The 25504-nt window shown below is 72.3% G+C and carries 20 protein-coding genes and 2 pseudogenes; 9 read left to right on the forward strand and 13 right to left on the reverse strand.

Features of this window, described 5'->3' with window-relative positions; all coding sequences use genetic code 11:
- Window positions 1–245 precede the first annotated feature (245 nt).
- Window positions 246–2528 (forward strand): transglycosylase domain-containing protein, encoded by a 2283-nt coding sequence (locus AB0411_RS18910; RefSeq protein ID WP_366418421.1) that lies wholly within the window; start codon window positions 246–248, stop codon window positions 2526–2528.
- A 68-nt stretch (window positions 2529–2596) separates the two neighbouring features.
- Here the strand turns inward: AB0411_RS18910 and AB0411_RS18915 are convergent, their stop codons facing one another.
- The 5 genes from AB0411_RS18915 to AB0411_RS18935 all read right to left on the reverse strand — a co-directional run bounded on the left by AB0411_RS18915 (window position 2597) and on the right by AB0411_RS18935 (window position 10133).
- Window positions 2597–4060 carry a catalase gene (locus AB0411_RS18915; protein WP_366418422.1) on the reverse strand — a complete coding sequence of 488 codons (1464 nt, stop codon included), beginning with the start codon at window positions 4058–4060 and terminating at the stop codon, window positions 2597–2599.
- 200 nt (window positions 4061–4260) lie between these two features.
- Window positions 4261–6852, reverse strand: coding sequence for a SpoIIE family protein phosphatase (locus tag AB0411_RS18920; protein WP_403147005.1), 2592 nt, complete (start codon window positions 6850–6852; stop codon window positions 4261–4263).
- A 90-nt stretch (window positions 6853–6942) separates the two neighbouring features.
- On the reverse strand, window positions 6943–7626 hold the full coding sequence (locus AB0411_RS18925; protein ID WP_366418423.1) for a class I SAM-dependent DNA methyltransferase: 684 nt from the start codon (window positions 7624–7626) through the stop codon (window positions 6943–6945).
- 211 nt (window positions 7627–7837) lie between these two features.
- The gene (gene fomD / locus AB0411_RS18930; protein ID WP_366418424.1) at window positions 7838–8581 is read right to left on the reverse strand and encodes a cytidylyl-2-hydroxypropylphosphonate hydrolase; all 744 of its coding nucleotides are present in this window, start codon (window positions 8579–8581) and stop codon (window positions 7838–7840) included.
- A 139-nt stretch (window positions 8582–8720) separates the two neighbouring features.
- Window positions 8721–10133, reverse strand: coding sequence for a class II fumarate hydratase (locus AB0411_RS18935; RefSeq protein WP_366418425.1), 1413 nt, complete (start codon window positions 10131–10133; stop codon window positions 8721–8723).
- A gap of 303 nt (window positions 10134–10436) precedes the next feature.
- Between AB0411_RS18935 and AB0411_RS18940 the strand changes: the two genes are divergently transcribed.
- From AB0411_RS18940 to AB0411_RS18950, 3 genes are read left to right on the forward strand one after another with little or no spacing between them, the layout of a single operon-like run.
- Window positions 10437–11195 (forward strand): hypothetical protein, encoded by a 759-nt coding sequence (locus tag AB0411_RS18940; RefSeq protein WP_366418426.1) that lies wholly within the window; start codon window positions 10437–10439, stop codon window positions 11193–11195.
- Entirely contained in the window at window positions 11195–11875 is a 681-nt protein-coding gene (locus AB0411_RS18945; protein ID WP_366418427.1) for a DUF4166 domain-containing protein, read from the forward strand. The genes AB0411_RS18940 and AB0411_RS18945 overlap by 1 nt, the downstream gene beginning before the upstream one ends.
- Entirely contained in the window at window positions 11872–12516 is a 645-nt protein-coding gene (locus AB0411_RS18950; protein ID WP_366418428.1) for a TetR/AcrR family transcriptional regulator, read from the forward strand. The genes AB0411_RS18945 and AB0411_RS18950 overlap by 4 nt, the downstream gene beginning before the upstream one ends.
- A 187-nt stretch (window positions 12517–12703) precedes the next feature.
- Here the strand turns inward: AB0411_RS18950 and AB0411_RS18955 are convergent, their stop codons facing one another.
- Window positions 12704–13039 (reverse strand): hypothetical protein, encoded by a 336-nt coding sequence (locus AB0411_RS18955; RefSeq protein ID WP_366418429.1) that lies wholly within the window; start codon window positions 13037–13039, stop codon window positions 12704–12706.
- 265 nt (window positions 13040–13304) lie between these two features.
- A complete protein-coding gene (locus tag AB0411_RS18960) occupies window positions 13305–14978 on the reverse strand; it encodes a fumarate hydratase (RefSeq protein ID WP_366418430.1) in 1674 nt (557 codons plus the stop codon).
- 270 nt (window positions 14979–15248) lie between these two features.
- Here AB0411_RS18960 and AB0411_RS18965 point away from each other — a divergent pair.
- Window positions 15249–15887: pseudogene (locus AB0411_RS18965) on the forward strand (DUF1707 SHOCT-like domain-containing protein); the annotation flags it as partial.
- 379 nt (window positions 15888–16266) lie between these two features.
- Entirely contained in the window at window positions 16267–16626 is a 360-nt protein-coding gene (locus tag AB0411_RS18970; protein WP_366418431.1) for a WhiB family transcriptional regulator, read from the forward strand.
- Window positions 16627–16774: 148 nt separating this feature from the next.
- Here the strand turns inward: AB0411_RS18970 and glpX are convergent, their stop codons facing one another.
- Window positions 16775–17806, reverse strand: a complete 1032-nt coding sequence (glpX, locus tag AB0411_RS18975) for a class II fructose-bisphosphatase (RefSeq protein ID WP_030981453.1) — start codon at window positions 17804–17806, stop codon at window positions 16775–16777.
- A 263-nt stretch (window positions 17807–18069) separates the two neighbouring features.
- Between glpX and AB0411_RS18980 the strand changes: the two genes are divergently transcribed.
- The gene (locus AB0411_RS18980; RefSeq protein WP_403147237.1) at window positions 18070–18579 is read left to right on the forward strand and encodes a DUF4245 domain-containing protein; all 510 of its coding nucleotides are present in this window, start codon (window positions 18070–18072) and stop codon (window positions 18577–18579) included.
- A 75-nt stretch (window positions 18580–18654) separates the two neighbouring features.
- Here the strand turns inward: AB0411_RS18980 and AB0411_RS18985 are convergent, their stop codons facing one another.
- The 4 genes from AB0411_RS18985 to AB0411_RS19000 form a co-directional block, all read right to left on the reverse strand.
- Window positions 18655–19248, reverse strand: coding sequence for a malonic semialdehyde reductase (locus AB0411_RS18985; RefSeq protein ID WP_366418432.1), 594 nt, complete (start codon window positions 19246–19248; stop codon window positions 18655–18657).
- 194 nt (window positions 19249–19442) lie between these two features.
- Window positions 19443–19736, reverse strand: a complete 294-nt coding sequence (locus tag AB0411_RS18990) for an exodeoxyribonuclease VII small subunit (RefSeq protein WP_366418433.1) — start codon at window positions 19734–19736, stop codon at window positions 19443–19445.
- Window positions 19737–19765: 29 nt separating this feature from the next.
- Entirely contained in the window at window positions 19766–21001 is a 1236-nt protein-coding gene (gene xseA, locus AB0411_RS18995; protein ID WP_366418434.1) for an exodeoxyribonuclease VII large subunit, read from the reverse strand.
- A 109-nt stretch (window positions 21002–21110) separates the two neighbouring features.
- The gene (locus tag AB0411_RS19000) at window positions 21111–22580 is read right to left on the reverse strand and encodes an APC family permease (RefSeq protein WP_366418435.1); all 1470 of its coding nucleotides are present in this window, start codon (window positions 22578–22580) and stop codon (window positions 21111–21113) included.
- 83 nt (window positions 22581–22663) lie between these two features.
- Here AB0411_RS19000 and AB0411_RS19005 point away from each other — a divergent pair, with 83 nt between their 5' ends.
- Window positions 22664–23695, forward strand: a complete 1032-nt coding sequence (locus AB0411_RS19005; protein WP_366418436.1) for a 4-hydroxy-3-methylbut-2-enyl diphosphate reductase — start codon at window positions 22664–22666, stop codon at window positions 23693–23695.
- An 86-nt stretch (window positions 23696–23781) separates the two neighbouring features.
- The gene (gene ppgK / locus AB0411_RS19010; protein WP_366418437.1) at window positions 23782–24663 is read left to right on the forward strand and encodes a polyphosphate--glucose phosphotransferase; all 882 of its coding nucleotides are present in this window, start codon (window positions 23782–23784) and stop codon (window positions 24661–24663) included.
- A 61-nt stretch (window positions 24664–24724) separates the two neighbouring features.
- Here the strand turns inward: ppgK and AB0411_RS19015 are convergent.
- Window positions 24725–25243: pseudogene (locus AB0411_RS19015) on the reverse strand (DUF6542 domain-containing protein); the annotation flags it as partial.
- Window positions 25244–25504 lie beyond the last annotated feature (261 nt).

A 25504-nucleotide genomic window follows, 5' to 3' on the forward strand; every position in this document is an offset into this window, starting at 1 on the left:
AGCAAAGTGATAGCACTTTAAGCCCTGGCGCAGCGAGGTGTCCAGTGCTCGTACGGGGGTCCGCCGACGGAAAGATCCCAGGTGGGGGCGTGGCGACGCAGAACACCCACCCCTTGGTTCCGCAAGGCCGGGTGCTGTTTGTCACGTCGGGAAAAGCCTTGATCGATGAGTATTTGTTGACAGATGCGGTGTTAGCTTCAACAGCTGAGTTAGCTGGGGGCGGAACGACTGGAGTTGCTGAAGCGATGGGCCGAGCGGACGCGAGACGGGCGCGACAGGGGAGCGCCCGCCGGGCCAAACAGAAGGACAAGAAGTCCGGCATACGCCGCTTCTTCACCTGGAAGAAGCTCCTCGGGGCCTTCCTCGGGGTGTGCCTGCTGGGCATCCTCGGCTTCATCGGCCTGTATCTGTACGTGGACATCCCCAAGGGGAACAACGACGCCAAGCTGCAGAGCAACGTCTACAAGTACGCCGACGGCAAGGTCATGGCGCGCACCGGTCTGCGCAACCGGGAGAACGTCCCGCTCAGCCGGATACCCAAGGACGTGCAGCGCACCTTCGTCGCCGCGGAGAACAAGACCTTCTACGACGACTCCGGCGTCGACCTGAAGGGCACCCTGCGCGGCGTCCTGAACACCCTGCGGGGCCAGGGCAAGCAGGGTGGTTCGACGATCACCCAGCAGTACGTCAAGAACTACTACCTGAGCCAGGAGCAGACGGTCTCCCGCAAGCTCCAGGAGATCGTCATCTCGCTCAAGGTGGACAACAAGTACGGCAAGGACGACATCCTCGCCGGCTACATCAACACCAGCTACTACGGCCGCGGCGCCTACGGCATCCAGGCCGCCGCCCAGGCCTACTACGGTGTGGACGTCGAGAAGCTGACCGTCTCGCAGGGCGCCTACCTGGCCTCGCTGCTCCAGGCCCCGAACCAGTACGACTGGACCCTGGCGACCGAGGCCGGCCGGAAGCGGGTCAAGGAGCGCTGGGCCTACACCCTCGACAACATGGTCGAGATGAAGTGGCTCTCCCCGGAGGACCGCCGCAAGCAGACCTTCCAGGTGCCGAAGGACCCCAAGCCGCTGAGCGGGGTGAGCGGCCAGACCAACTACCTGGTCGAGCAGGCCAAGCAGGAGCTCTTCGCCCAGGGCGTCGACGAGAAGCAGTTCGCGGCCGGCGGCTGGACGGTCACCCTCGGCATCGACAAGAACAAGCAGAAGGCGCTGGAGCGGGCCGTCAAGCGCAAGCTCCTCGCCGACCTCGACCCCAAGAAGCGCAAGGTCGACGCGGACGCCCAGCTCGGCGCCACCTCGGTGGACCCCAAGACCGGTCGCATCGTGGCGATGTACGGCGGCGAGGGCCCGCCCAAGCACTACCGGAACAACGCCACCCGCACCGACTACCAGGCGGCCTCCACCTTCAAGCCGCTGATCCTGGCCTCCGCGATGGAGAACAACGCGGTCACCCAGGACGGCGTCCCGATCAACCCGGACACGGTCTACGACGGCCGCAACCGCCGTCCGGTCGTCGGCGGCACCATCCCCTTCGCGCCGCCCAACGAGGACGAGCAGCAGTACGGGAAGATCAGCGTCCAGACGGCGACCAACAACTCCGTCAACGCGGTCTTCGCGCAGATGGGTGCGGACGTCGGCCTGGAAAAGGTCAAGGAGACCGCGGTCAGCCTCGGCATGGCCGACACGATGGACGTCAAGCCCGCCATGACCCTGGGCACCATGGGCGCCAGCCCGCTCCAGATGGCCGGGGCCTACGCCACCCTCGACAACCACGGCAAGAAGGTCACCCCGACGCTGGTCACCCAGGCCTCGCACAGCGTCAACGGCGCCGAGACCAAGGTCCCGCTGAAGAACCCGATCGGCGACCAGGTGCTCAGCCGCAAGACCGCCGACACCGTCACCTCCGTGCTGACGGGCGTGGTCAACGACGGCACCGCCTCGCAGGCCGTGAAGAACACCGCCTACAAGGCGGCGGGCAAGACCGGCACCTCCGACGACGACAAGTCGGCGTGGTTCGTGGGCTACACGCCCAAGCTGGTCACCGCCGTCGGCATGTTCGGCGAGTCCCCGCAGGGCGGCCGGCAGGTCACCCTCAAGAACGCCGGCGGCGACGGCCGGGTCAACGGCGGCGGCTACCCGGCCCGGGTGTGGGCGGACTACACCGAGGCGGCGCTGAACGGCAACACCGGCGCGGACTTCGAGCTGGACACGGAGCTGGGCGCCGGGGTCCCGCCGACCATCACCCCGACGCCGAGCCAGTCGACGTCGCCCAGCCCGACCCCGTCCGAGACGCCGAGCGGTTCGCCGTCACCGACCCCGTCGAAGCCGAGCGGCACCCCCTCGCAGTCCCAGAGCGGCCGGCCCAGCCCGCCCGGCCCGTCCGGCTCCAGCTCCGGCCCGCCGAGCGGCGGCGCGGACGGCGGTGCCGGCGGCGGCAACGGCGGCCCGGCCGGTGGCGAGGGCGGCACCGGCGACGGCGGGAACCGCACCGACAGCCTGCCCGGCTTCGACTGACGTGCCCGGCACCGCGGCCCCCACCTCGGCAGAGGCGGGGGCCGCGGTGCGGTACGGAGCGGTGGCGCTCAGCCGCCGTTCACCTTGTGGGCGATCCGGTCGCCCACGTTCTTGTCGATGTTGCGCCAGTACTGCAGCGCCCGGTCCAGCACCGGACGGCTGACGCCGTTGAGCAGGTGGCCGGAGACGTTGCCCACGAGCCGGTCGCGGGCCGCGTCGTCGAGTACCTGGCGGACCATCGTGCCCGGCTGGCCGAAGTCGTCGTCGTCCCGGCGCAGCGTGTAGGCCTCGCGGACCATCTGCCCGCCGGTCTCCCAGCCCGCGGGCTCCCCGTAGCGCAGGGTGTCCGCCGCCGGGCCGCCGTAGCTGTTCGGCGCGTAGGGCCGGGCCGCGCGGGAGGGCTCGTACCGCATCGGGCCGTCCTTCGCGTACGAGTGGACGGGGACGTGCGGCCGGTTGGGCGGCAGCTGCGCGTAGTTCGGGCCGATGCGGTACCGGTGGGTGTCCGCGTACGAGAACAGCCGGCCCAGCAGCATCTTGTCCGGCGACGGGCCGACCCCCGGCACCATGTTGGACGGTTCGAACGCCGCCTGCTCGATGTGGATGAAGTAGTCCTCGGGGTTCTTGTTGAGCGTCATCCGCCCGACCTCGATCAGCGGGTAGTCGCCGTGCGGCCACACCTTGGTCAGGTCGAACGGGTTGAACCGGTAGTCCGGGGCGTCGTCGAACGGCATGACCTGCACATACAGCGTCCACGACGGGGCGTTGCCGCCGTCGATGGCCTCGAACAGATCACGGCGGTGATAGTCGCCGTCCTCGCCGGCGATCCGGTCCGCGTCCTCCTGGGTGAGGAAGTCGATGCCCTGGTCGGTCTTGAAGTGGTACTTGATCCAGAACTTCTCGCCGCCGGCGTTGACCCACATGTAGGTGTGCGAGCCGTAGCCGTTCATGTGGCGGTAGGTCTTGGGGATGCCGCGGTCGCCCATCAGCCAGGTGACCTGGTGGGCGGACTCCGGGGACAGCGTCCAGAAGTCCCACTGCATGTCGTTGTCGCGCATCCCGTTGTCCGGGCGGCGCTTCTGGGAGCGGATGAAGTCCTGGAACTTGATCGTGTCACGGACGAAGAAGACCGGGGTGTTGTTCCCCACCAGGTCGTAGTTGCCGTCCTCGGTGTAGAACTTCAGGGCGAAGCCACGGGGGTCGCGCCAGGTGTCGGGGGAGCCCTGCTCACCCGCGACGGTCGAGAAGCGCGCGAGCATCTCGGTGGTCTTTCCCGGCTGGAAGAGGTCTGCCTTGGTGAACTGGCTCACGTCATTGGTGACTTGGAAGAAACCATAGGCGCCGGCGCCCTTGGCGTGCACCACCCGCTCGGGGACCCGCTCGCGGTTGAACTGGGCCATCTTCTCGATGAGGTAGTGGTCCTGGAGCAGGATGGGGCCGTCCGGGCTCACGGTCAGCGAGTGCTCGTCGCTCTCCACCGGGACGCCGGCGTTGTTCGTCGTGCGCGGGACGTTGTGCGCGGTGCTGGTCATGGAGGAGTGCCTCCTGTTTCGACGACGGGAAGTAGGGGTCGGTCGGTCCCGAAGCGGGGCAGCCCGAATTGGGGCGGTCAGTCCCTTACATCCACCCAAGCAGTCAACTACCCCGACGGCACGTCGGCAAGAGTTGGACCCCGTCCGGTCTCAGACGGGGTCCAACATGTGGGATGCGCGGCGCGCCGGGGCCGCCGGCGTCAGCGGCGCACCGCCCCCGGCGGCATCGACAGCTCGAACCAGACGACCTTTCCCATGCTCAGACGGGTCGCGCCCCAGCGCCGGGCCATCCGGTTGACCAGGTACAGGCCGCGCCCGCCCTCGTCCGACGGCCGGGCCTGGCGCAGCCGCGGCAGCTGCGGGACGTCGTCGCCCACCTCGCAGCGCAGTACGTCCGTTCGCAGCAACCGCAGCGTGATCGGCCGCTCCGCGTACCGCACCGCATTCGTCACGACCTCGCTGACCAGCAGCTCCAGTTGGTCGGTCAGCTCCTCCAGACCCCAGCGCGCCAGCGCCCGCCGGGCCAGCCGGCGGGCCTGCCCGGCCGTCTGCGCCTTCGGGTCCAGATACCAGTACGCGACATCGCTCGGCGCGATCCCGTCGAACCGGGCCGCCAGCAGCGCGATGTCGTCATCGCGGTCGCCGGGGCCCAGCATGTCGAGGACCTCGTCGCACATCGGCTCCAGCGGCGGCGGGTTGGGCCCCGTCAGCCGGGCCGTCTCCGCCAGCCGCTCCCGCAGCTGCTCGATCCCGGTCCACACGTCCCGGATCCGCGACTCGACCAGGCCGTCGGTGTAGAGGACCAGGGTGGCGCCCGCCGGGGCGTCCAGCTCCACCGCCTCGAAGTCCACCCCGCCGACCCCGATCGGCGCGCCCGACGGCACCCGCAGCACCTCGGCGCGCCCGCCGCGGTGCAGCATCACCGGCGGCGGATGCCCGGCGTTGGCGATGGTGATCCGGTGCGCGACCGGGTCGTAGACCGCATACATGCAGGTCGCCATCCGGTCCGTGCCCAGCCGCTGGGCCTGCTCGTCGAGGTGGTGCAGCACCTCCTGCGGCGGCAGGTCCAGCCCCGCCAGCGTCTGCGCGGTCGTGCGCAACTGGCCCATGATCGCGGCCGAGGTCATCGAGTGCCCCATGACGTCGCCGACCACCAGCGCCACCCGGCTGCCCGGCAGCGGGATCGCGTCGTACCAGTCGCCGCCCACCCGCGCCGTCTCGGCGGCCGGCAGATAGCGGCTGGCCAGCCGGACGCCGGTGGGCTGCGGCAGCGAGTCCGGCAGCATGGTGCGCTGCAGCGCGTCGGCGATGTACGCCTCACGGCCGTAGAGCACCGCCTTGTCGACGCCCAGCGCGGTGTGCGTCGCCAACTGCGCGGCCACCAGCAGATCGTCCGGCTCGAACGCCGGGCGGTCCGGGCGGCGCAGGAACACCGCCGCGCCGATCACCCGGCGGCGGCCGCGCAGCGGCGCCAGGATCACCCGGTGGCCGCCGGGCAGCCGCGGATCCGGCCCCAGCAGCTCCGGCAGCGCCGTCCGCGCCGCCTGGGCCTCGCCGAACAGCGGCCGTACGCCCCGCAGCACCTCCGCCAGCGGGCCGCCGGGCTCCACCTCGGCCAGCTCCGCCGCGCTGCCGCCCATCGCCGGGCCCAGATCGGGCTGCGCGGGCAGCACCGGCAGCCGGCCGCCGTTGGTGTCCGGCTCCTCCGGGATCCGGTCGGTGCGCCGCAGCCGCAGCACCACCGGGCCGGTGGGGCGCTCGTCGCCCACCGGCAGCGGATCGCGCAGGTAGACGAGGATGGCGTCGGCGAACGTCGGCACCGTCGCCCGGCACAGCCCGAGCACGATCTCGTCCAGGTCGATACCGCGGGCGATCCGCCGCGTCGCCGCCCCGATGAACCGCAGCCGGTCGCCGCCCGCCTGCCGGGCCGCGGCCACCTCGCCGCTCTCGCCCGGATGCGCCGAGCGGGCCGGCGGCACGGGCGGCGGGCCCTGCGGCGCACCGGCCGGGCCGGGCACCTGGGAGGCGGTGACCTCCCCGGCCGCCGGACGCGACACTTCGCCATGGGCACCCGGCCCGGCGGACCGGCCGCCGTGCGGCGCCGCCGGCTGTCCCGGCACCGTCCCGCCCGGGTCGCCGGCGTGCGGCCGCGACCGCCCGCCGCCGCCCTCCCGCGGCCGTCCGATGCCCTCGCCGCCGTGCCGCGGGCGCTGCCCGTGGTGCGGCTCCTCGCCCGGCTCCGGCGCCTCGGCGCGGCCCACCGCGCCCTGCGCCGTCCGCCGACCGGCACGGGCCGTCTCGCGCCCCGCGTCCGCCGCTCCGCCCGGCCGTCCTTGCGCAGGCATGGCCACCTCCCCGTACGTGTCGCCGTACGCCTCCCCGTACGGGAGCGAGACGTCCCGTGCGGCGGCATGGCCGCTGCTGTGAGCGGCGCTGTGATCACTGGTGCGCCCGCCGGTGTGGCCCGCCGCGGCGCCGTCCGCGTCCGCCGACGGGTCCCGCCGCGCCGCGCCGTGGTCCACGGCCGGCTCGTCCTCGTGGCGGCCCGCCGGCGGACCGGCCGAGGCGGCGACGGCGACCCCGGCGAGGCCTATGTCGTCACCGCCGCGCACCGCGAACCCGGCGCCGGGCGACGGGGCGAACCCCGCCGCCGCGGGCTGCTGCAGGGCGCTGCGCGGGTCGGGGACCGCGCCGAACGACGCCGTCCCTGCCGGCCCCCGCGCGGGGGACGCCGAGGGCGCGGCGGTCGGGGCCGACCGTCGCGATTCGTGGGAGGTGGGGTGCTCCGTCACGCGTGGGATTCCATCCGTCCGGGGCTGTGCGCCGAACGCGCCGCGTTATGAGCGCGCCGCCCGTACGGGACGCGCCCCACGCGCTGCGTCTCAGGCGCGTCGCAGGTGCAGAAAGAGCTGGATCTCGGGTGGTACGTCCGTACTCGACGGGGCGTATGCGTAGGCATCCTCCCCGACGACGTCGAAACCCGCGTCGTGCACGACCCGGCGCAGGTCGTCCCGCAGGTAACCCGATACCCGGATCGAGTTGCCCAGGAACGGAATGGTGAAGTCGTCCACATCCGCCTCGACCATGGACAGGGCCAGCAGCCCCTCCGGTCGTAGCAGATCATGGAGCAGGCCCAGTGCGTAAGGGATTTCCGCACGGGGCAGCATCAGAAGCGAGAAATAGGCGGCGACACCGTCGAAGGAGCCGGGGCCGCCGAGCCGGCCGCCGCGCAGATCGGCGATGTCCAGCCGGTGGAAGTCGGCGCCCGGGACGTTCGCCCGGGCCAGGGCGATCATCGAGGGGGAGAGGTCGATTCCCACGACGCGGTGTCCGGCGTCCGAGAGTTGACGGGCGGTCGGCAGGCCCGTGCCGCATCCGAGATCCAGGACGCGCGAGCCGGCGGGCAGGGTGTCGGCCAGCCAGGTGCCCGAGGCGAGCTGGCCCTCCTTGTGGGGAAAGGCGTCGTCGTACCGGTCGCCGATGGCGTCGAACGCCTCGGCCTGGCCGGCCCGGTCCAGTGCTAACCGGTGCAGCCCTTCGTATTCGTCGTAGTGAGTCGCGCTCACGACCTCGCCCCTCCTGCGACCGCGGTCAAGTTCGTTTTCCCGTTCTGGAGTTGCGCCTGTGCAGTCTTGCGGAGGACGATCCTACGTTTGAAGACCCGGGGCACAGCAAGGGGGCTCGGCCCCGCTCCTCGCCCCGCAGGATCGTGCTGTGCCCATAGGCGCACCTTTCCACGGTTCGCCCCCTTCAGTCGCCCGTTTTCCCTTCGCTCCCTCACGACCGCAAACGATCCGGTGCGCGGTCCCAGTCGTCCGGGAGCCCGGGGACGTCCCAGGCCGGGTCGGGGCGCCAGTCCTCCCAGCCGTCGGCGTACGGCGCCCGCCAGGCCGTGATCTGTGCGATCGCGGCCCGGCCGGCCGATCTGACCTCGGAGGCCTGTGCGTCCGTCATCAGCCCGTCCCGCTGCGCCTGCGCGAACTCGTCCTCGTCCCGCCACTCCCAGTGCCGGTCCGGATAGACGCAGATGTCGAGGAAGTGGTCCTCGGAGTCAATGCCGCCCGACCAACGGCGCCGCGGCTCCTCCAGATTGACGTACCAGTTCTTGAACTGCCAGCCGCGCTCCCAGAACAGCCACACCGACCACGGGTCGCCGGGCCGCGCCAGCTTCAGCACGCCGGTGCCGAACCACTGGTCGTGCACGGTCCGGCGCGGTTTGGTGTAGCGGGTGGACAGCGGCTCGCGGTGCACCGGGGTGCCGTCGGCGAGCATCGGCTTGATGCAGGGCGTGCCCGGCGCCATCCACACCGCGAGCAGCTCGTCGGTGTCCTGGACAACGGTCATCGGGCGGCAGATGTGGAACCGTCCGGCGTCGGCGTTGTCGCGGTAGCGCCACAGGACGTGGTCCCCCGGCGCCCAGTGCGACGCTCCCGTCGCACCACCCGCCGCCTGCCCCGCCCCGGCCGTCCCGCGTCCGCCGGGCGTCTCGCCTTCCGTCGTGTCCACCATGTCCGCTGTCATGCGCAGATCTTAGAGGCGCGGCACGACGCGCGCCGTGACATGAGACGCACCGGGCGTTACGGGCAGGATAATGCGGGCCGCCCCCGCGACCCGCGCCCGCAACAGGAGTGCCGGCGCGGGCGGCGAGGGGCCGGCCGGTTCAAGGACGCGTCATCCGCAGCACGTCCAGCGCCTCGTCCAACTGCTCCTCGCTCAGCAGCCCCCGCTCGACATAGCCGCCCTCCAGGACCACCTCGCGAATGGTCTTCCGCTCGGCGAGCGACCTCTTGGCGACCTTCGCGGCCTCCTCGTACCCGAGGTACTTGTTGAGCGGGGTGACGACCGACGGCGACGACTCGGCGTACTCCCGGGCCCGTTCCGCGTTCGCGGTGATCCCGTCGACCGTGCGGTCCGCCAGCAGCCGCGCCACATTGGCCAGCAGCCGCATCGATTCGAGCACATTGCGCGCGATGACCGGCAGCATCACGTTCAGCTCGAAGTTGCCGGCCGCGCCCGCCGCCGCCACCGTCGCGTCATTGCCGGTGACCTGCGCGGCCACCATCAGCACCGCCTCCGGGATCACCGGGTTGACCTTCCCCGGCATGATCGAAGAACCCGGCTGCAGATCCGGCAGCGCGATCTCCGCGAGCCCGGTCCGCGGCCCCGACGCCATCCACCGCAGATCGTTGGCGATCTTCGTCAGCCCGACCCCGATCGTCCGCAACTGCCCGCTGGTCTCGACGATCCCGTCGCGCGCCCCCTGCGCCTCGAAGTGATCGCGCGCCTCGGTCAGCGGCAGCCCCGTCACCCGCGCCACCTCCGCGATGACCGCGGCCGAGAACCCCGGCGGGGTGTTGATGCCCGTCCCCACCGCCGTGCCGCCCAGCGGCAGTTCCGCCAGCCGCGGCAGCGACGCCCGCAGCCGCTCGACGCCGTACCGCACCTGGGCGGCATAGCCGCCGAACTCCTGCCCCAGCGTCACCGGCGTGGCGTCCATCAGATGCGTCCGCCCCGACTTCACGACCTCGGCGAACTCCGCCGCCTTGCGCTCCAGCGCCTCCGCCAGATGCTCCAGCGCCGGGATCAGATCGGTCAGGACCGCGGACGTCGCCGCGATGTGGATCGACGACGGGAAGACGTCGTTGGACGACTGGCTGGCGTTGACGTGGTCGTTGGGATGGACCTCCCGGCCCAGCCGCTCGCTCGCCAGCGTCGCGACGACCTCGTTGGTGTTCATGTTCGACGACGTGCCCGACCCCGTCTGGAACACGTCGATGGGGAAGTGGTCGTCCCACTGCCCCTCCGCGACGGCCGCGGCGGCCTCCTGCACGGCCTCCGCGATGTCCTTGTCCAGCACCCCCAGCTCGCCGTTCACCTTGGCCGCCGCGCCCTTGATCCGCGCCAGCGCCTCGATGTGCGCCCGCTCCAGCCGCTGCCCCGAGACCGGGAAGTTCTCCACCGCACGCTGCGTCTGCGCCCGCCATTTCGCATGCGCGGGCACCCGCACCTCCCCCATGGAGTCGTGCTCGGTCCGAAAGCCGCCGGAGTCGCCGAATGCGCCGTTGTCACTCATACCTATGTCAGTGCCCGGGAACCCCGATCTGTTCCCGGGCACCGGCCGGATGTCACCTGGCTGCGGGGCAGTGGCCCTTCGGCGGGCCGGATCAGGCGGAGGTGACCGCCCGTCATCCCGGCCGCGCGCCGCCCGCTCCGGCGGCGCGCTCGGTTCCGCTTCACGGCGGCCGGCGCGATGGCCCACCGCCGTGGGAGCCGGTGCGGGGCAACCTGCCTTGCCGTACCCGCGCTTGAGCGACTGCTCAAAACGCTCTACGCTGCGTTTGAGCAGTCGCTCAAACGCGTGGGAGGGGGATGTCGCATGGGGTTGTACGTGGAGGCCCGCATACGTGCCGGGATCGGTGAGGTGTGGGACCGGAGCCAGGAGCCGCAGCAGCATCAGCGCTGGGACCTGCGGTTCGGTGAGATCGACTATCTGCCGTGCGCGCCGGGGGAGCCGCAGCGCTTCCGGTACGCCACCCGCGTGCTGCCGTGGCTCGCGGTCGACGGCACCGGCGTCTCTGCCGGGGAGCGGAACCGGCCCGACGGCACCCGGACTTCAGCCCTCCGCTTCGCCTCGGCGCACCCGCTGTCGCTGATCGAGGAGGGCCGCGGGTACTGGCGGTACGTCCCGGACGGCGAGGCGCTGCGGTTCCTCACCGGATACGACTACCGGCCGCGCTGGGGCCGCTTCGGCCGGGTCGTCGACCGGCTCTTCTTCCGGCCGCTCATGGGCTGGGCCACCGCCTGGTCCTTCGACCGGCTGCGGCTGTGGTGCGAGCGCGGGATCACCCCCGAGCGGTCGCTGCGCCACGCCCTCGCGGAGCTGTTCGCCCGTATCGCCGCCGTCGCCGCCACCGCGGCCCTGGCCCCCATGGCCCCGGTGGCCACGATCTCCGTCCTCGCCGCGACCGTACCCGCCGTGGCGGCCGCCGCCCTGCTGCTGCCGCCCCTCCCCACCACCCCCGCGGCCCGGCGCTGTCTGCGCCGCCCGCCGGAGCGGGCCGCCGGACGCAGCGGGAGCGCCGCCGCCCCGACCGCCGCCGCCCCGACCGCCCTCCTCGACAGCCTGGAGCAGTGATGACCTCGATATTCCAGCGCGCCCTCGGCGCCGACTTCGACCGGCTCCACCCGAACATCCAACGGCGCTTCTCCGTCGGGCTCGACAGCGGTGAGGCGTGCGTCGGGCGGGGCACGATGGACCGGATCTGGCACGGCCGCAGCTTCGTCCGGCCGTTCCTGGCCCTCGGCGGCAGCCGCAACATCCTCGTCCCGCAGACCGGCCGGGACATCCCCTTCGTCATCGAGAACGTCCCCTACACGGACTCCTTCGGGCGCGAGACCGTCACCTTCGTCCGGACCTTCGCCTTCCCGCGCCGCCCCCGCCGCTTCGACGCCACCATGGTCTTCAGCCCCGAGCGCGGCTGCGTCGTCGACTACCTGGGCACCCACCAGCACCTCGCCACCGACCTGCACTTCACGGCCGACGACAGCGGGGCCCTGGTCATCCGCTCCGGCGAGCACCGCTTCCGGGAGGGGCCGGTCGACGTCCGGGTGCCGGACCTGATCGGGGGCGATGCCGTGGTGCGCGAGTCGTACGACGAGGCGGCCGGGTGCTTCCGCATCCAGGTGCGGGTCGGCAACCGGCGGTTCGGCCCGCTCTTCGGCTACGAGGGGTCGTTCCGGGCGGAGTTCACGGACGCCGCCGAGCGCGGGGTGCGCGCCGGGCTGCGGCCGGTGCGCGAGGAGGCGCGGACGTGAGCGCGGAGACCCGTACGAAACTGCTCGCCGGCGCGCTGCAGACGCTCATCGAGCAGGGCATCGCCAAGACCTCCGCCCGCACCATCGCCGCCACCGCGGGAGTCAACCAGGCCCTGGTCTTCTACCACTTCGGCAGTGTCGACGAACTCCTCGCCGCCGCCTGCCGGTACGGCGCGGAGCAGCGTGTCGCGCACTACCGCGAGCGCCTCGCCCGGGTCGGCAGCCTCGCCGAACTCCTGGAGCTGGGGCGGGAGCTGCATGCCGAGGAGCGCGCCGCCGGCCATGTCGCCGTCCTCGCCCAGCTCCTGGCCGGGGCCCAGACCCAGCCCCGGCTCGTGCCCGCGACCGCCGCCGGACTCTCCTCGTGGATCGAGGAGATCGAAGGGGTCCTGGCGCGGGTGCTGGCCGGGACGCCGATCGCCGCGTTCGTGGACGTCGCCGGCCTCTCCCGGGCGCTCGCCGCGGGATTCGTCGGCCTGGAGCTGTACGAGGGCGTGGATCCCGACGGGGCGCTCGCGGCCCTGGACGCGCTGGAGCAACTGTCCGGGCTGGTCGGCGTGCTGGAGGAGCTGGGCCCGGTCGCCCAGCGGGCCGTGCGTGCCCGGGTGCGGCGCAGCGTGGCCCGGCGCACTCAGCCATGAGACCGGGCCCGGCAGTCCGCCGGGGTGCCAGGGCGGACGGCCGGGGTCCGGTGCTCTCGCGGCACCCGCGGAGTGGACCGTGAACCGGGTAGGGCGGCCGGGCTCAGGAGGCGATGGCCCGGCGCTGAGCCGATCACCGCGACCGGATGGGCGGGCCGCGCCCCGAAGGGCGCGGCCCGTCACGCCGCTATGCCGTCGCGTACTTGTCCTTGCTGCACTTCACGTCGATGTTGTGCTTGACGTAGCACACCTTCAACTTCACCTTGCGGCCTTCGACGAAGCCCGCGTCTGCCGATTGCCGAAGGTCGCCCTTGCCGCCCAGGAAGCTCGCGTACTGCCGCCACGTTTCGCCGCCCTTCGGCGAGTACGCAGAGGCGCGGATGCCGTAGCCGTCCTTCCTGGTGTCGTAGCACTCGACCCGGTCCCCGCCGTCGAGGAACGTGCCACTGCCACCCGCGACGTAGATCGTCGCGATTGTCCCCCGGGTCTCGGCGGCATGGCCGGAGCCACTGATTCCAGCCATGAGCGCGAGCGTGGCGCCGGTGACCAGGGTGATACGGGATCCCTTACGTACGTTCAATGGCTCTCCCTCATGAGAATGCCAATTGCTCGTGACGCCAACACGGGGGTACCACAGTCGCCCGCCCTCAACTGCGCGTGCCCTTCTCGACGTTGGCGACGCCATCTGGCGCGTCGTCACCTGGGTCCGCTGCTGCACGGCAAGCGGAGGTGCCACAAGAGCCCCCGGCGGGTGCCGGGGGCTCTTTGGGGGGAGCGGAACGGGCGCGTCAGCTTCCCGAACGCACCGGAATGCTGGTGAACGTCGGCGCCGGCGCCGGGTCCTGGAAGAAGTCGTTGCCCTTGTCGTCGACGACGATGAAGGCCGGGAAGTTCTCGACCTCGATCTTCCAGACCGCCTCCATGCCGAGCTCCTCGTACTCCAGGACCTCGACCTTCTTGATGCAGTCCTGGGCCAGGCGCGCGGCCGGGCCGCCGATGGAGCCGAGGTAGAAGCCGCCGTGCGCGGCGCAGGCGTCGGTGACCTGCTGCGAGCGGTTGCCCTTGGCCAGCATGACCTTGGAGCCGCCGGCCGCCTGGAACTGCTCGACGTAGGCGTCCATCCGGCCGGCCGTGGTCGGGCCGAAGGAACCGGAGGCGAAGCCCTCGGGGGTCTTGGCCGGGCCCGCGTAGTAGACCGGGTGGTTCTTCAGGTACTCCGGCATCTCCTCGCCCGCGTCCAGCCGCTCCTTGATCTTGGCGTGCGCGATGTCGCGGGCCACGACGAGGGTGCCGGTGAGGGACAGGCGGGTCTTGACGGGGTGCTTGGTCAGCTCGGCCAGGACCTCGTCCATGGGGCGGTTGAGGTCGACGGCGACCGCGTCGAGGTCCGCGCCGGCGCCCTCGGTCAGCTCGTCGTCGGTGGTCTCCGGCAGGAAGCGCGCCGGGTCGGTCTCCAGCTGCTCCAGGAAGACGCCCTCGGCGGTGATCTTCGCGACGGCCTGGCGGTCCGCGGAGCAGGAGACCGCGATGGCGACGGGGCAGGACGCGCCGTGGCGGGGCAGGCGGACGACGCGGACGTCGTGGCAGAAGTACTTGCCGCCGAACTGGGCGCCGATGCCGATCTTCTGCGTCAGCTCGAAGACCTTCTCCTCCAGCTCCTTGTCGCGGAAGCCGTGACCGGTGGGGGAGCCCTCGGCGGGCAGCTCGTCGAGGTAGTGCGCGGAGGCGTACTTGGCGGTCTTCAGCGCGTACTCGGCCGAGGTGCCGCCGACGACGATCGCGAGGTGGTACGGCGGGCAGGCGGCCGTGCCCAGCGAACGGATCTTCTGCTCCAGGAACTTCATCATGGAGGCCTCGTTGAGGACCGCCTTGGTCTCCTGGAAGAGGAAGGACTTGTTGGCGCTGCCGCCGCCCTTGGCCATGAAGAGGAACTTGTAGGCGCCGCCGTCGGTCGCGTACAGCTCGATCTGGGCCGGCAGGTTGGAGCCGGTGTTCTTCTCGTCCCACATGGTCAGCGGGGCCATCTGCGAGTAGCGCAGGTTCAGCTGGGTGTAGGCGTCGTAGATGCCGCGCGAGAGCGCTTCCTCGTCGCCGCCCCCGGTCAGGACCTGCTGGCCGCGCTTGCCCATCACGATCGCGGTGCCGGTGTCCTGGCACATGGGCAGGACGCCCGCGGCAGCGATGTTGGCGTTCTTCAGCAGGTCGAGCGCGACGAACCGGTCGTTGGCGCTGGCCTCCGGGTCGTCCAGGATCTTGCGGAGCTGGGCGAGGTGGGTGGGGCGCAGGTAATGCGAAATGTCGTGCATCGCCTCGGCGGCCAGCTTGCGCAGCGCCTCCGGCTCGACCTTGAGGAACGTCCGGCCGTCGGCCTCGAAGGTGCTCACGCCCTCCGCGGTGACGAGGCGGTACGGGGTGGTGTCCTCACCTACGGGGAGAAGGTCGGTGTAGGCGAATTCCGGCATCGAAGGTCATTCCTTACTCGGAGAGGTCCGGCTGGCGTCTACGGCAGCGCCTCCACAGCGTAGAACCCCGGCACGCGGACGCCGCTGTGAGGTAAGGCTCAGTCGGCGCGGGCGCCGCCTTCCGGGGGAGGGCGGGACTTTGCCCTCGCGCCCTAGTCGCGATCTATCGCGTTTCGGTACGCTGGGCCGGTGGATGCAGACAACGGGGGACGACCGGGCCCCGAGAACCCGCCCGGACCGCCGGCGAAGCAGGGCCGGCAGCCGGTGGACATGACCAAGACGGCGACCGCGCCGCCCGCGGTGGCCGAGGGCGATCTCAGGGCCTCCGACGCGGACCGCGACCGCATCGCAGAGATCCTGCGCGAGGCGCTGGCCGAGGGCCGGCTGGACCCGGAGGAGCACGCCGAGCGGATCGACACCGTCTACCGCGCCAAGACCATGGGCGAACTGGAGCCCGTCGTCCGCGACCTCCCCGCGGCCGGCGCCGGCCGTGCGCGGCAGGGCCCGGACGCGTACGCCCACGGCTCCGGCGCCCCGGTCCCCGACCAGAACCTCGTCGCGATCTTCAGCGCCTCCGTCCGCAAGGGCCGCTGGCAGGCGCCCGCGCGGATCAACGCCTTCGCGTTCTTCGGCAGCGTCGAGATCGACCTGACCGAGGCCGTCTTCCCGCAGCGGCAGGTCCAGATCAATGTCACGGCCGTCTTCGGCAGCGTCGAGATCCGGGTCCCGGAGAACATCACGCTGCGCAGCAGCGGCTCCGGCGTCCTGGGCAGCTTCGAGGTCGAGTCGCACGACTCCGAGGAGGCCGACGCCCCGCAGGTCGTCGTCAACGGCTATGCCGTGCTCGGGAGCGTGGAGGCCAGGCCCAAGCGCGGCGCCTGGATCCGCGATCTGCGCGACCGGCTGCGCGACGGGCACCGCGAACTCCGCCACGAGCTGCGCGAGGAGCGGCGCGAGCGGCACCACCAACTGCGCCAGGACCGGCGCGAAGGGCACGAGCGGCTGCACGCCGAGCGCCGTGAGCGCCGCGACCGGTTCCGCAAGGACACGGGGAGCTGAGGCCGGGAACGGCGGGCGGACACCGCCGCGTTGGCGGGTCCCCCGTCAACGGGGGGCGTCACCCGCGATTTTCTCCTTGTCGCACGATCGCCACGGTGTGCATAAGCGTGCGTACAGCGGGTAGGGCTGGTGCATCGTCTCTCGTACGGCTGCGGGGTGCGAAAAGGCCGTGCGCAGCGAGACGGGCAAGGGTGATTTCTCTCGCCGAAGCCGTCGTCAGGAGTAGACCGTGCTGCTACCGCATCAGCCCCTGCAGGATGCCGCTGTCGTCCCGTCCCAGCAAGTGCCTGCTCGTGACGAGGCCGGCCCCTGGCATTCGGAGGCGGTGTGCCGCCGGGACGAAGCCGGGCTGTTCTTCGCCCCGTCCAAGGAGCCGACCGCCGCGCGGCTGGCCAGAGAAGAGGCCGCGAAGCGGGTCTGTGCCCGCTGCCCCGTGATGGTCGAGTGCCGGGAGCACGCGCTGCTCCAACCCGAGCCGTACGGCGTCTGGGGCGGCCTGACCGCGGCCGAGCGCCGGGTCGTCCTGACCCGCCGGCGGCGCCGGGAGAGCGAACTCCAGCACGCTGCTCACCTGCCTGCGGCGGGCTGAACGGCCGCGGGAGGCTTCGGCCCATAGGACGCACCCAGCAGGACGCACCCCCAGGGCGTATGGGCCACTTCGCCCCCGCCGGAGCTTCTCCGGCGGGGGCGAAGTGCGTGGGCGGGCGGGCCGGTTGCACGGGCCGGCCCGCTCCCCGCTAGCTGGGGCGCTCGAAGTCCACCGAGCTGTACGCACGCAGCTTGGACAGCCGGTGCTGGGAGTCGATCTGGCGGATGGTGCCGGACTTGGAGCGCATCACCAGCGACTGGGTGTAGGCGTTCTCGGCGCGGTAGCGGACCCCGCGCAGCAGTTCGCCGTCGGTGATGCCGGTGGCGACGAAGAAGACGTTGTCGCCGCGGACCAGGTCGCCGATCTCCAGCACCTTGTCCAGGTCGTGCCCGGCGTCCAGCGCGCGCTGCCGCTCCTCGTCGTCCTTGGGCCACAGCTTGCCCTGGAAGGCGCCGCCCAGACACTTCAGCGCACACGCCGCGATGATGCCCTCGGGCGTACCGCCGATGCCCAGCAGCAGGTCCACGCCGGTGCCCTCGCGGGCCGCCATGATCGCGCCGGCGACGTCGCCGTCGGCGATGAACTTGATCCGGGCCCCGGCCTCCCGGACCTCCTTGACCAGGCCGTCGTGGCGGGGGCGGTCCAGGATGACGACGGTGACGTCCTCGACAGCGGACTTCTTCGCCTTGGCGATCCGCTTGATGTTCACCGCCACCGGCGCCGTGATGTCGACGAAGTCCGCCGCCTCCGGGCCCGTGGCGAGCTTGTCCATGTAGAAGACCGCGGACGGGTCGAACATCGAGCCGCGCTCGGCCACCGCCATCACGGACACCGCGTTCGCCATGCCCTTGGCGGTCAGCGTCGTCCCGTCCACCGGGTCCACGGCCACGTCGCACTCCGCGCCGGTCCCGTCGCCCACGCGCTCGCCGTTGTAGAGCATCGGGGCGTTGTCCTTCTCGCCCTCCCCGATGACCACGACGCCGTTCATCGAGACGGTGTGGATCAGGGCACGCATGGCCTTGACCGCCGCGCCGTCCGCGCCGTTCTTGTCACCTCGCCCCACCCAGCGGCCCGACGCCATGGCGCCGGCCTCGGTGACCCGGACGAGCTCCAGGGCGAGGTTGCGGTCCGGGGCCTCGGGGCTGACCTCGAGCGGGGACGGGAGATGATGCTCGCTCATCGAGCGCACCTTTCTGGACGGCGAAGGCCGTGAAGGAATGAGGGTGGCTGTGCGGGGGTGCGGGGGTTTCCCCCGGAGGTTCACAGTATCTCCAGGTCGCCAAAATGAGCAGAGGGCCCTACGCATGAGCACCCGCCGCAGAGCCGGTCGCGTGGTTGTCTGCGCAGGTCAGGGCCTTTGCCGGGGGGCCTGTCGGGGCCGCGCCGGGGATGGGGGACCATAGGGGCGTGGCAGGTATGCGAGGCAGACAAACGGTGCGGGACATGGTCCTGTCGCTGGCGGTGATCGGCATCCTCGTCGGGGCGATCTACATCTTCATCCCGCACGACGAGAGCGCGGACGCGGCGAAGAACGCGGTCAAGACGGTCGACTACCGCGTCGAACTGATCACGGCCCGGCGCGCGGCGCCCTACGCGGTCGCCGCGCCCGAGGGGCTGCCCAAGACCTGGCGCGCCACCTCCGTGTCGTACAAGGCGAGCGAGGACGGCAAGGGCGGCGCCTGGCATCTGGGCCTGCTCGACCCGGAGCAGCAGTACGCGGCCGTCGAGCAGAGCGACGCCATGCCGCGGAAGTTCATCCGGGAGGTCACGCTCGGGGCGGCCAAGGCCGAGGGCAAGCAGGCCGTCGGCAGCAAGAAGTGGGACCGCTACAAGGGCGACAAGTACAACGCACTGGTCCGCGAGGAGCCCGGGGTGACCACCGTCGTCACCGGCACCGCGCCCTACGGACGGCTCGCCGACCTGGCCGCCGCGCTGGTCGCCAAGAAGAGCTGAGCGCCGGCGACACCGATGAGGCCGCCGCACCCGGGAGGGGTGCGGCGGCCTCATGCGTGGTGCGGGCGGGTCGGCTCAGACGGTGGCGACGGCCTCGTCGAAGGTGAGCCGCGGGGAGCGCGGGAAGAAGGCGTCGGTGCCCGGCTTGCCGATGTTGATGATGAGGAACGACTTCTGCTTGCCGTCGCCGAAGAACTCCTTGTCGACGCCGGTGAAGTCGAAGCCGGTCATCGGGCCGGCGGCCAGGCCGGCGGCGCGGACGCCGACGATGAAGTAGCCGGCCTGGAGGGTGGCGTTCTGGGTGCCGGCGACCTCGCGGCGCGCGGCCTCGGAGAAGAAGGTGTCCTTGATGCCCGGGGCGTGCGGGAAGAGCTGCGGCAGCTTCTCGTGGAAGTCCAGGTCCACGGAGAGGATCGCGGTCAGCGGCGCGCTGAGCGTCTTCGGGCCGTTGGCGCCCATGGCGTGCGCGACCAGGCGCTCACGGGCCTCCTGGGAACGGACCAGGGTTATCCGCAGCGGCGTCTGGTTGAAGGCGGTCGGGCCGAACTTCACCAGGTCGTAGATGGCCTGGACCTGCTCGTCCGTCACCGGCTCGTCCGTGAACGTGTTGGCGGTCTGGGCCTCCCGGAACAGGAGGTCCTGAGCGGCGGCGTCAAGGGCGAGAGACATAGAGGCACCTCGGTGAGTGAGCTGGGTCGGATTCTGTGGCAGTACAGACAGTAGTGATCATGTAGCCGCCACAGGGGTCATACGGGAAATACTGTAAAGGAAATAGATTAAGTTTCAACTAAAACGTGGGAGCTGTGAGGGGGTTCACAGGCTTCGCCTCGGGGGGCGCCAGGGCTCCCGGCGCGCTCCGTCCGCTAGGCGCGCTCCGCCTCCGGCTCGTCCGGCTCCGCCAGCGCCGCGTCGAGCCGCGCCCGGGCGCCGTCCAGCCAGCGCCGGCAGACCTTCGCCAGCGCCTCGCCGCGCTCCCACAGCGCGAGCGACTCCTCCAGCGTCGTGCCGCCCGCCTCCAGGCTGCGGACGACCTCGATCAGCTCGTCCCGCGCCTGCTCGTAGCCCAGCGTGGAGTCCACCGACTCCACCGGGGCCGCCGCCCCGGCCGCCGCGTCCTGCTCCGCGTCCGCCGCGCCGTCCGTCTTCGCCTTCGCCATGTCTCCCACCCTAAGAGTTGGTCTGTGCACTATTCGGGGGGTGTGCCGGCGCCCGGGGCGCCGTCCACCCGTACCCGGAACTCGCCCTCGGCCACCCGGGCCCGCAGCGTCTCGTCCGCGCCGACCTCGGCCGGTGCGCGCACCGCCGTGCCGTCCGGCTTCTGCAGGACCGCATAGCCGCGCTCCAGCGTCGCCTTCGGGGAGAGCGCGACCACCCGGGCCAGCGTGTGCGACAGCTCGGAGTCGGCGCGGTCCAGCAGATGTCCCAGGGTCCGCCGGCCGCGCTCCAGCAGCGCCGTGACCTGCTCCTCGCGCTCCTCGACCATCCGCTGTGGCCGCTGTATGCAGGGCCGCTGCAGCGCCCCGGCCAGTCCGCGCTCCTCGCGCTGCAAAAAGCCGTCGATCGCGCGCAGCGCCCGCTCCCGCAGCTGCCGGACCCGGGTCAGCTCCTCGCCCACGTCCGGCACCACCTTCTTCGCCGCGTCCGTCGGCGTCGAGGCGCGCAGGTCGGCGACCAGATCCAGCAGCGGGGTGTCCGGCTCATGGCCGATCGCCGAGACGACGGGCGTCACGGCCGCGCTCACGGCCCGGACGAGCTGCTCGTCGGAGAACGGCAGCAGGTCCTCCACGCTGCCGCCGCCGCGCGCCACGATGATCACGTCCACCTCGGGCAGCGCGTCCAGCTCCTGGACCGCGGCGACCACCTGCGGGACCGCATGCACGCCCTGCACCGGCACATTGCGCACCGCGAAGCGGACGGCCGGCCAGCGGTGCCGGGCGTTCTCCAGGACGTCCCGCTCGGCGGCGCTCGCCCGGCCGCAGACCAGCCCGATCAGCTGCGGCAGGAAGGGCAGCGGCCTCTTGCGGTCCGCGGCGAACAACCCCTCCGCCGCCAGCGACTTCTTCAACTGCTCCAGGCGGGCGAGGAGTTCGCCGACCCCCACCGGCTTGATCTCGGCGGCCCGCAGCGAGAGCTGGCCGCGCGGGGCGTACCACTCCGGTTTCGCGTGCACCACCACCCGGGCGCCCTCGCTCACCACGTCGGCGACCTTGTCGAAGACCTGGCGGTAGCACGTCACGCTCACCGAGATGTCGTACGAGGGGTCGCGCAGCGTCAGAAAGACCACCCCCGCGCCGGGGCGCCGCGAGAGCTGGGTGATCTGCCCCTCGACCCACACCGCGCCGAGCCGGTCGATCCAACCGCCGATGAGCCGGGAGACCTCGCCGACCGGGATCGGCGTCTGAGGGGACGTGGAAACAGCCATACGAGCGAGACTAGCGGCGGGCACCGACAGCGGCGGCGCCCCCGCGGTGCGGGGGCGGGCGGCGGCCGGCCCCTGGCCCTCCCCGAGGAGGTGCCCTCCACCGCTCCCCTCAGCCCCGCACCCCGTCCGACCGCCCGCGCCCCCGCCTCCTGCGCTGCGTCACCAGCACCACCAGCCCCGCCGCCAGCCAGGCGCCGCCCACGGCCTGCGCGGCGGCGGACGCCTCGGCGACCACCGCGACCACCACCGCCAGCCCCAGCACCGGGACCACCAGATGCCGCAGCACGCCCGGCGGCCCGCCCGCCCGGCGGACCCAGAACCAGCCGATCACCGACGCGTGCAGCAGCCCGAACGCGGTCAGCGCCCCCACGTTCACGACCGACGACAGCTGGTCGAGCCCGTCGTCCCTGCGGGCCGCCCACACCGCCGCCACCAGCGTCACCAGCGCCGCGCCCAGCAGCGCCCGGCGCGGCACCCCGCTGCCGGTGTCCACCGCCGACATCGCCCCGGGCAGCCGCCGGTCCCTGGCCATCGCGAACAGCAGCCGGCCGGCCGCCGCCTGCCCCGCCAGCGCCGCGAACGCCGCGCCCACGGCCTTGCTCGCCGCCACCAGGTCGTGCAGCCAGCGGCCCACCGACGCGTCGACCGTGGCGTAGAAGGCGCCGCCCTGCTCGCCCGGCCGGGCCGCCAGCTCCGCCGCGCTCATCGGCATCAGCAGCGCCGCCAGATACGTCTGCACCGCGAACAGCACACCGGCGACCGCCAGGCAGGTGAGCACCGCCCGCGCCACCCGGTCCGGCCCGCCGGCCCGCCGGCCGCCCTTCCCGGGGACCGCCGGGTCCCCCGCCTCCTCCGCGAACGACGCGATCGCGTCGAAGCCCAGATACGACAGCACCGCCACCGACACCGCGGCCAGCACCGCCCGCAGCGAGAACCCGCCCGCGCCGGTCAGCGGCTCCGCCCAGCCCCGCGGAGCCCCGTGTGCGACCAGCACGACGACCGCCGACACCACGAACACCGCCAGCACCACGATCTCCATGGCCAGCACCGCGAAGCCCACCCGGGCCGCCGTCCGCACGCCCCACAGGTTCAGCAGCGTGGTCACGGCCACCGCCAGCGCCGTCCACACCCACGGGTGCACCGACGGGACCAGCGCATGCAGCGCGATCCCGGAGAACAGGTACGCCACCGCCGGAACCAGCAGGTAGTCCAGCATCGCCATCCATCCGGCGACGAACCCGGCGCCCTCGCCCAGACCCACCCGGGCGTAGGTGTAGACCGACCCGGCCTGCGGGGCGACGCGCACCATCTGGGCGTACGAGAAGGCGGTGCACGCCATCGCGACCGTCGCGACGAGGTAGACGGTGGTGACCGCGCCGTGCGAGGCGGCCTGGAGGGTGCCGAAGATCCCGACCGGTGCCATGGGGGCGATGAACAGCAGCCCGTAGACGACCAGGTCCCGGAAGGTCAGCGTCCGCCGCAGCGCCCCCGGCGCGCCGCCGCCCGGGCCCCCCTCGGCGGCGGTGTCCGCCCCGCCGCCCGCTCCCGGTCCGCCCGCGCCGCCGCTCGTGCCCGGCATCCTGCCTCCTCGCTCCGTGCCGCCCTCAGTCTGGGACAACGGTGCGATCTTCCGGAGCGGGGCGCGGCTTTACGATGGGACGCATGACTTCCTCGCCCAGCCCGACGCCCGCAGCCACCCCGGGCGACGACGCATCGCGCCGCAGCGGCCGGCGCAAGGTCCTGCTCGCCGCCCCCCGTGGCTACTGCGCGGGCGTGGACCGCGCCGTGATCGCCGTCGAGAAGGCCCTCGAGCAGTACGGCGCCCCCGTTTACGTCCGCCACGAGATCGTCCACAACAAGTACGTCGTGAAAACCCTGGAGAAGAAGGGCGCCATCTTCGTCGAGGAGACGGCGGAGGTACCCGAGGGCAACATCGTCATCTTCTCGGCGCACGGCGTCGCCCCGGTCGTCCACGACGAGGCCAAGCGCGGCAAGCTCGCCACCGTCGATGCCACCTGCCCGCTCGTCACCAAGGTCCACAAGGAAGCCGTCCGCTACGCCAAGGAGGACTACGACATCCTCCTGATCGGTCACGAAGGCCACGAAGAGGTCATCGGCACGAGCGGTGAGGCCCCCGAGCACATCACCCTCGTCGACGGTCCCGACGATGTCGCCAACGTCGAGGTCCGCGACCCGGACAAGGTCGTCTGGCTCTCCCAGACCACGCTCTCGGTCGACGAGACCATGGAGACGGTGGACGCCCTCAAGGGCCGCTACCCCAACCTCCTCTCGCCGCCCAGCGACGACATCTGCTACGCCACCCAGAACCGCCAGACCGCGGTGAAGCAGATGGGCGCCGAGGCCGATCTCGTCATCGTCGTCGGCTCCAAGAACTCCTCGAACTCCGTGCGCCTGGTCGAGGTGGCGCTGGGCGCCGGCGCCCGCGACGCCCATCTGGTCGACGGCGCCGAGGAGATCGACGAGGCCTGGCTCGAGGGCGTCGGCACGGTCGGCGTCACCTCCGGCGCCTCCGTCCCCGAGGTGCTCGTCGACGGCGTCCTGGAGTGGCTCGCCGCGCGCGGCTACGAGGACGTCGAGACCCTCACGGCCGCCGAGGAGTCCATCCACTTCTCGCTGCCCAAGGAGCTCCGCAGGGACCTGCGCGCCGAGGCCAAGGCCGCCACCGAGGCCTGAGGAACCGCCGCTTCCGCTTCGTCGCCCGGGGCACCGGTCGGTGCATCCCGGGGGCGCGCCGCCCCGCCGACGCCTAGCCTTTTCCCATGAAGGTCTTCGGTGTGGACATCGGCGGATCGGGCATCAAGGGTGCCCCGGTGGATCTGGAGCGCGGCGACCTCGCGGAGGAGCGCTACAAGGTGCTGACCCCGCATCCGGCCACCCCGGATGCGGTCGCGGACGGCGTCAAAGAGGTCGTGGACCACTTCGGGTGGTCGGGACCGGTCGGTGCGACCTTCCCCGGTGTGGTCACCGGCGGGACGACCCGTACCGCCGCCAATGTCGACAAGGGCTGGATCGGCACCGACGCCGCGGGGCTGCTCACCGCGCGGCTCGGCGGCGAGGCCGGCGGCAGCCCCGTCACCGTGCTCAACGACGCGGACGCGGCCGGCCTGGCCGAACTGCGCTTCGGCGCCGGCCGCGGCCGGACCGGCACGGTCATCGTGCTCACCCTCGGCACGGGCATCGGCAGCGCCGTCTTCACCGACGGCCGCCTCGTGCCCAACTCCGAGCTCGGCCACCTGGAGCTGCACGGCCACGACGCCGAGAAGCGCGCCTCCACCAAGGCCAAGGAGGACGAGGACCTGAGCTGGCAGCACTGGGCGCACCGGGTCCAGCGCTACCTCGCCCATGTGGAGATGCTCTTCTCGCCCGAGCTGTTCGTGATCGGCGGCGGGGTGAGCCGCAAGGCGGAGAAGTTCCTGCCGCTGATCGAGGGCGTCAGCGCGGAGATCGTGCCGGCTCAGCTTCAGAACAATGCGGGGATCGTGGGGGCCGCGATGGCTGCTTACGCCGCTCGGGCTGGCGAGCCACCTGCCGCGGACGGTTCCCCGGCCGCGGCCGCGGCCGCCCCGCAGGCCGGACCTGCGGACCGCGCGGTGCGCTCCGCGGTCGACTCCCCGGTCGGCTGGCCCGACGGCGGGCGATGACCAGCACCCGCCGGACGATCGCGAGCAGCGCGCAGATCAGCGTGCCGGCGTAGAGCCAGCCCGCGCTCAGCGCGAGGACGGTGAAGACGCCCATCAGCAGCCCGTCGAACCCGCCCGTGCCGCGCTGGATCGGCAGCGCACCGAGCGTGAACGCGATCGGCAGTGTCACCGGCGCGATGACCAGGTCGTACGGCCTGACCCAGAGCGCCGCGGCGGCACCGACCAGCAGATAGCAGACGCCGTACGGGGTCGGGGCGCCGCCGAGCAGCAGCCGGTCCAGGAAGCCGAAGGCCAGCAGCGCCAGCGTCGCCAGCAGCCAGCAGCCGAGGCCGGTGAGCTTGGCCGCCGGCATCCGCCGTTGCAGCGCGGGCGGCGCGGACGGCAGGGGGCGCTGCGGGCGCGCCCGGTACACGGTCGCGGTCTCTCTGCCCTCCGGCGGGGCGGGGGCGCTTCCGGGAGCCGGGGGCGCGGTCGCCCGCGCCGGCGCCCGGGCCGTCCCGGCCGGCGCGGGACCGCGCCCCGCAGGATGGACGACCGCCGGCGCGGAGGCCGGTACGGACGCGAACCCGGAGGCCCGCATCGCGGTGAGGAAATCGTCGTCGGGGTCGGGGGCCACGGCCTCCGCGGGGCGCGGGAGCCGGGCGTCCTGGCCCGCGGGCGGTCGTACGGACCGCGGCGGGCTGTGCTGGGGGGTGCGCGCTTCGTGTTGCTCCACCCGGCAACGGTAGGCCGCTAAGTGGGATTAACCGGTTACGGGACACGCGCTTTGGGCCGAGCCCGTTGCGATTCGTCCGGCGCCCGGGGCCGGGCCGGGCGCTGCCGGTACCGGTGGCGGCGGCCC

It is taken from the genome of Streptomyces angustmyceticus, assembly GCF_040701845.1.
GTDB lineage: Bacteria > Actinomycetota > Actinomycetes > Streptomycetales > Streptomycetaceae > Streptomyces > Streptomyces angustmyceticus_A.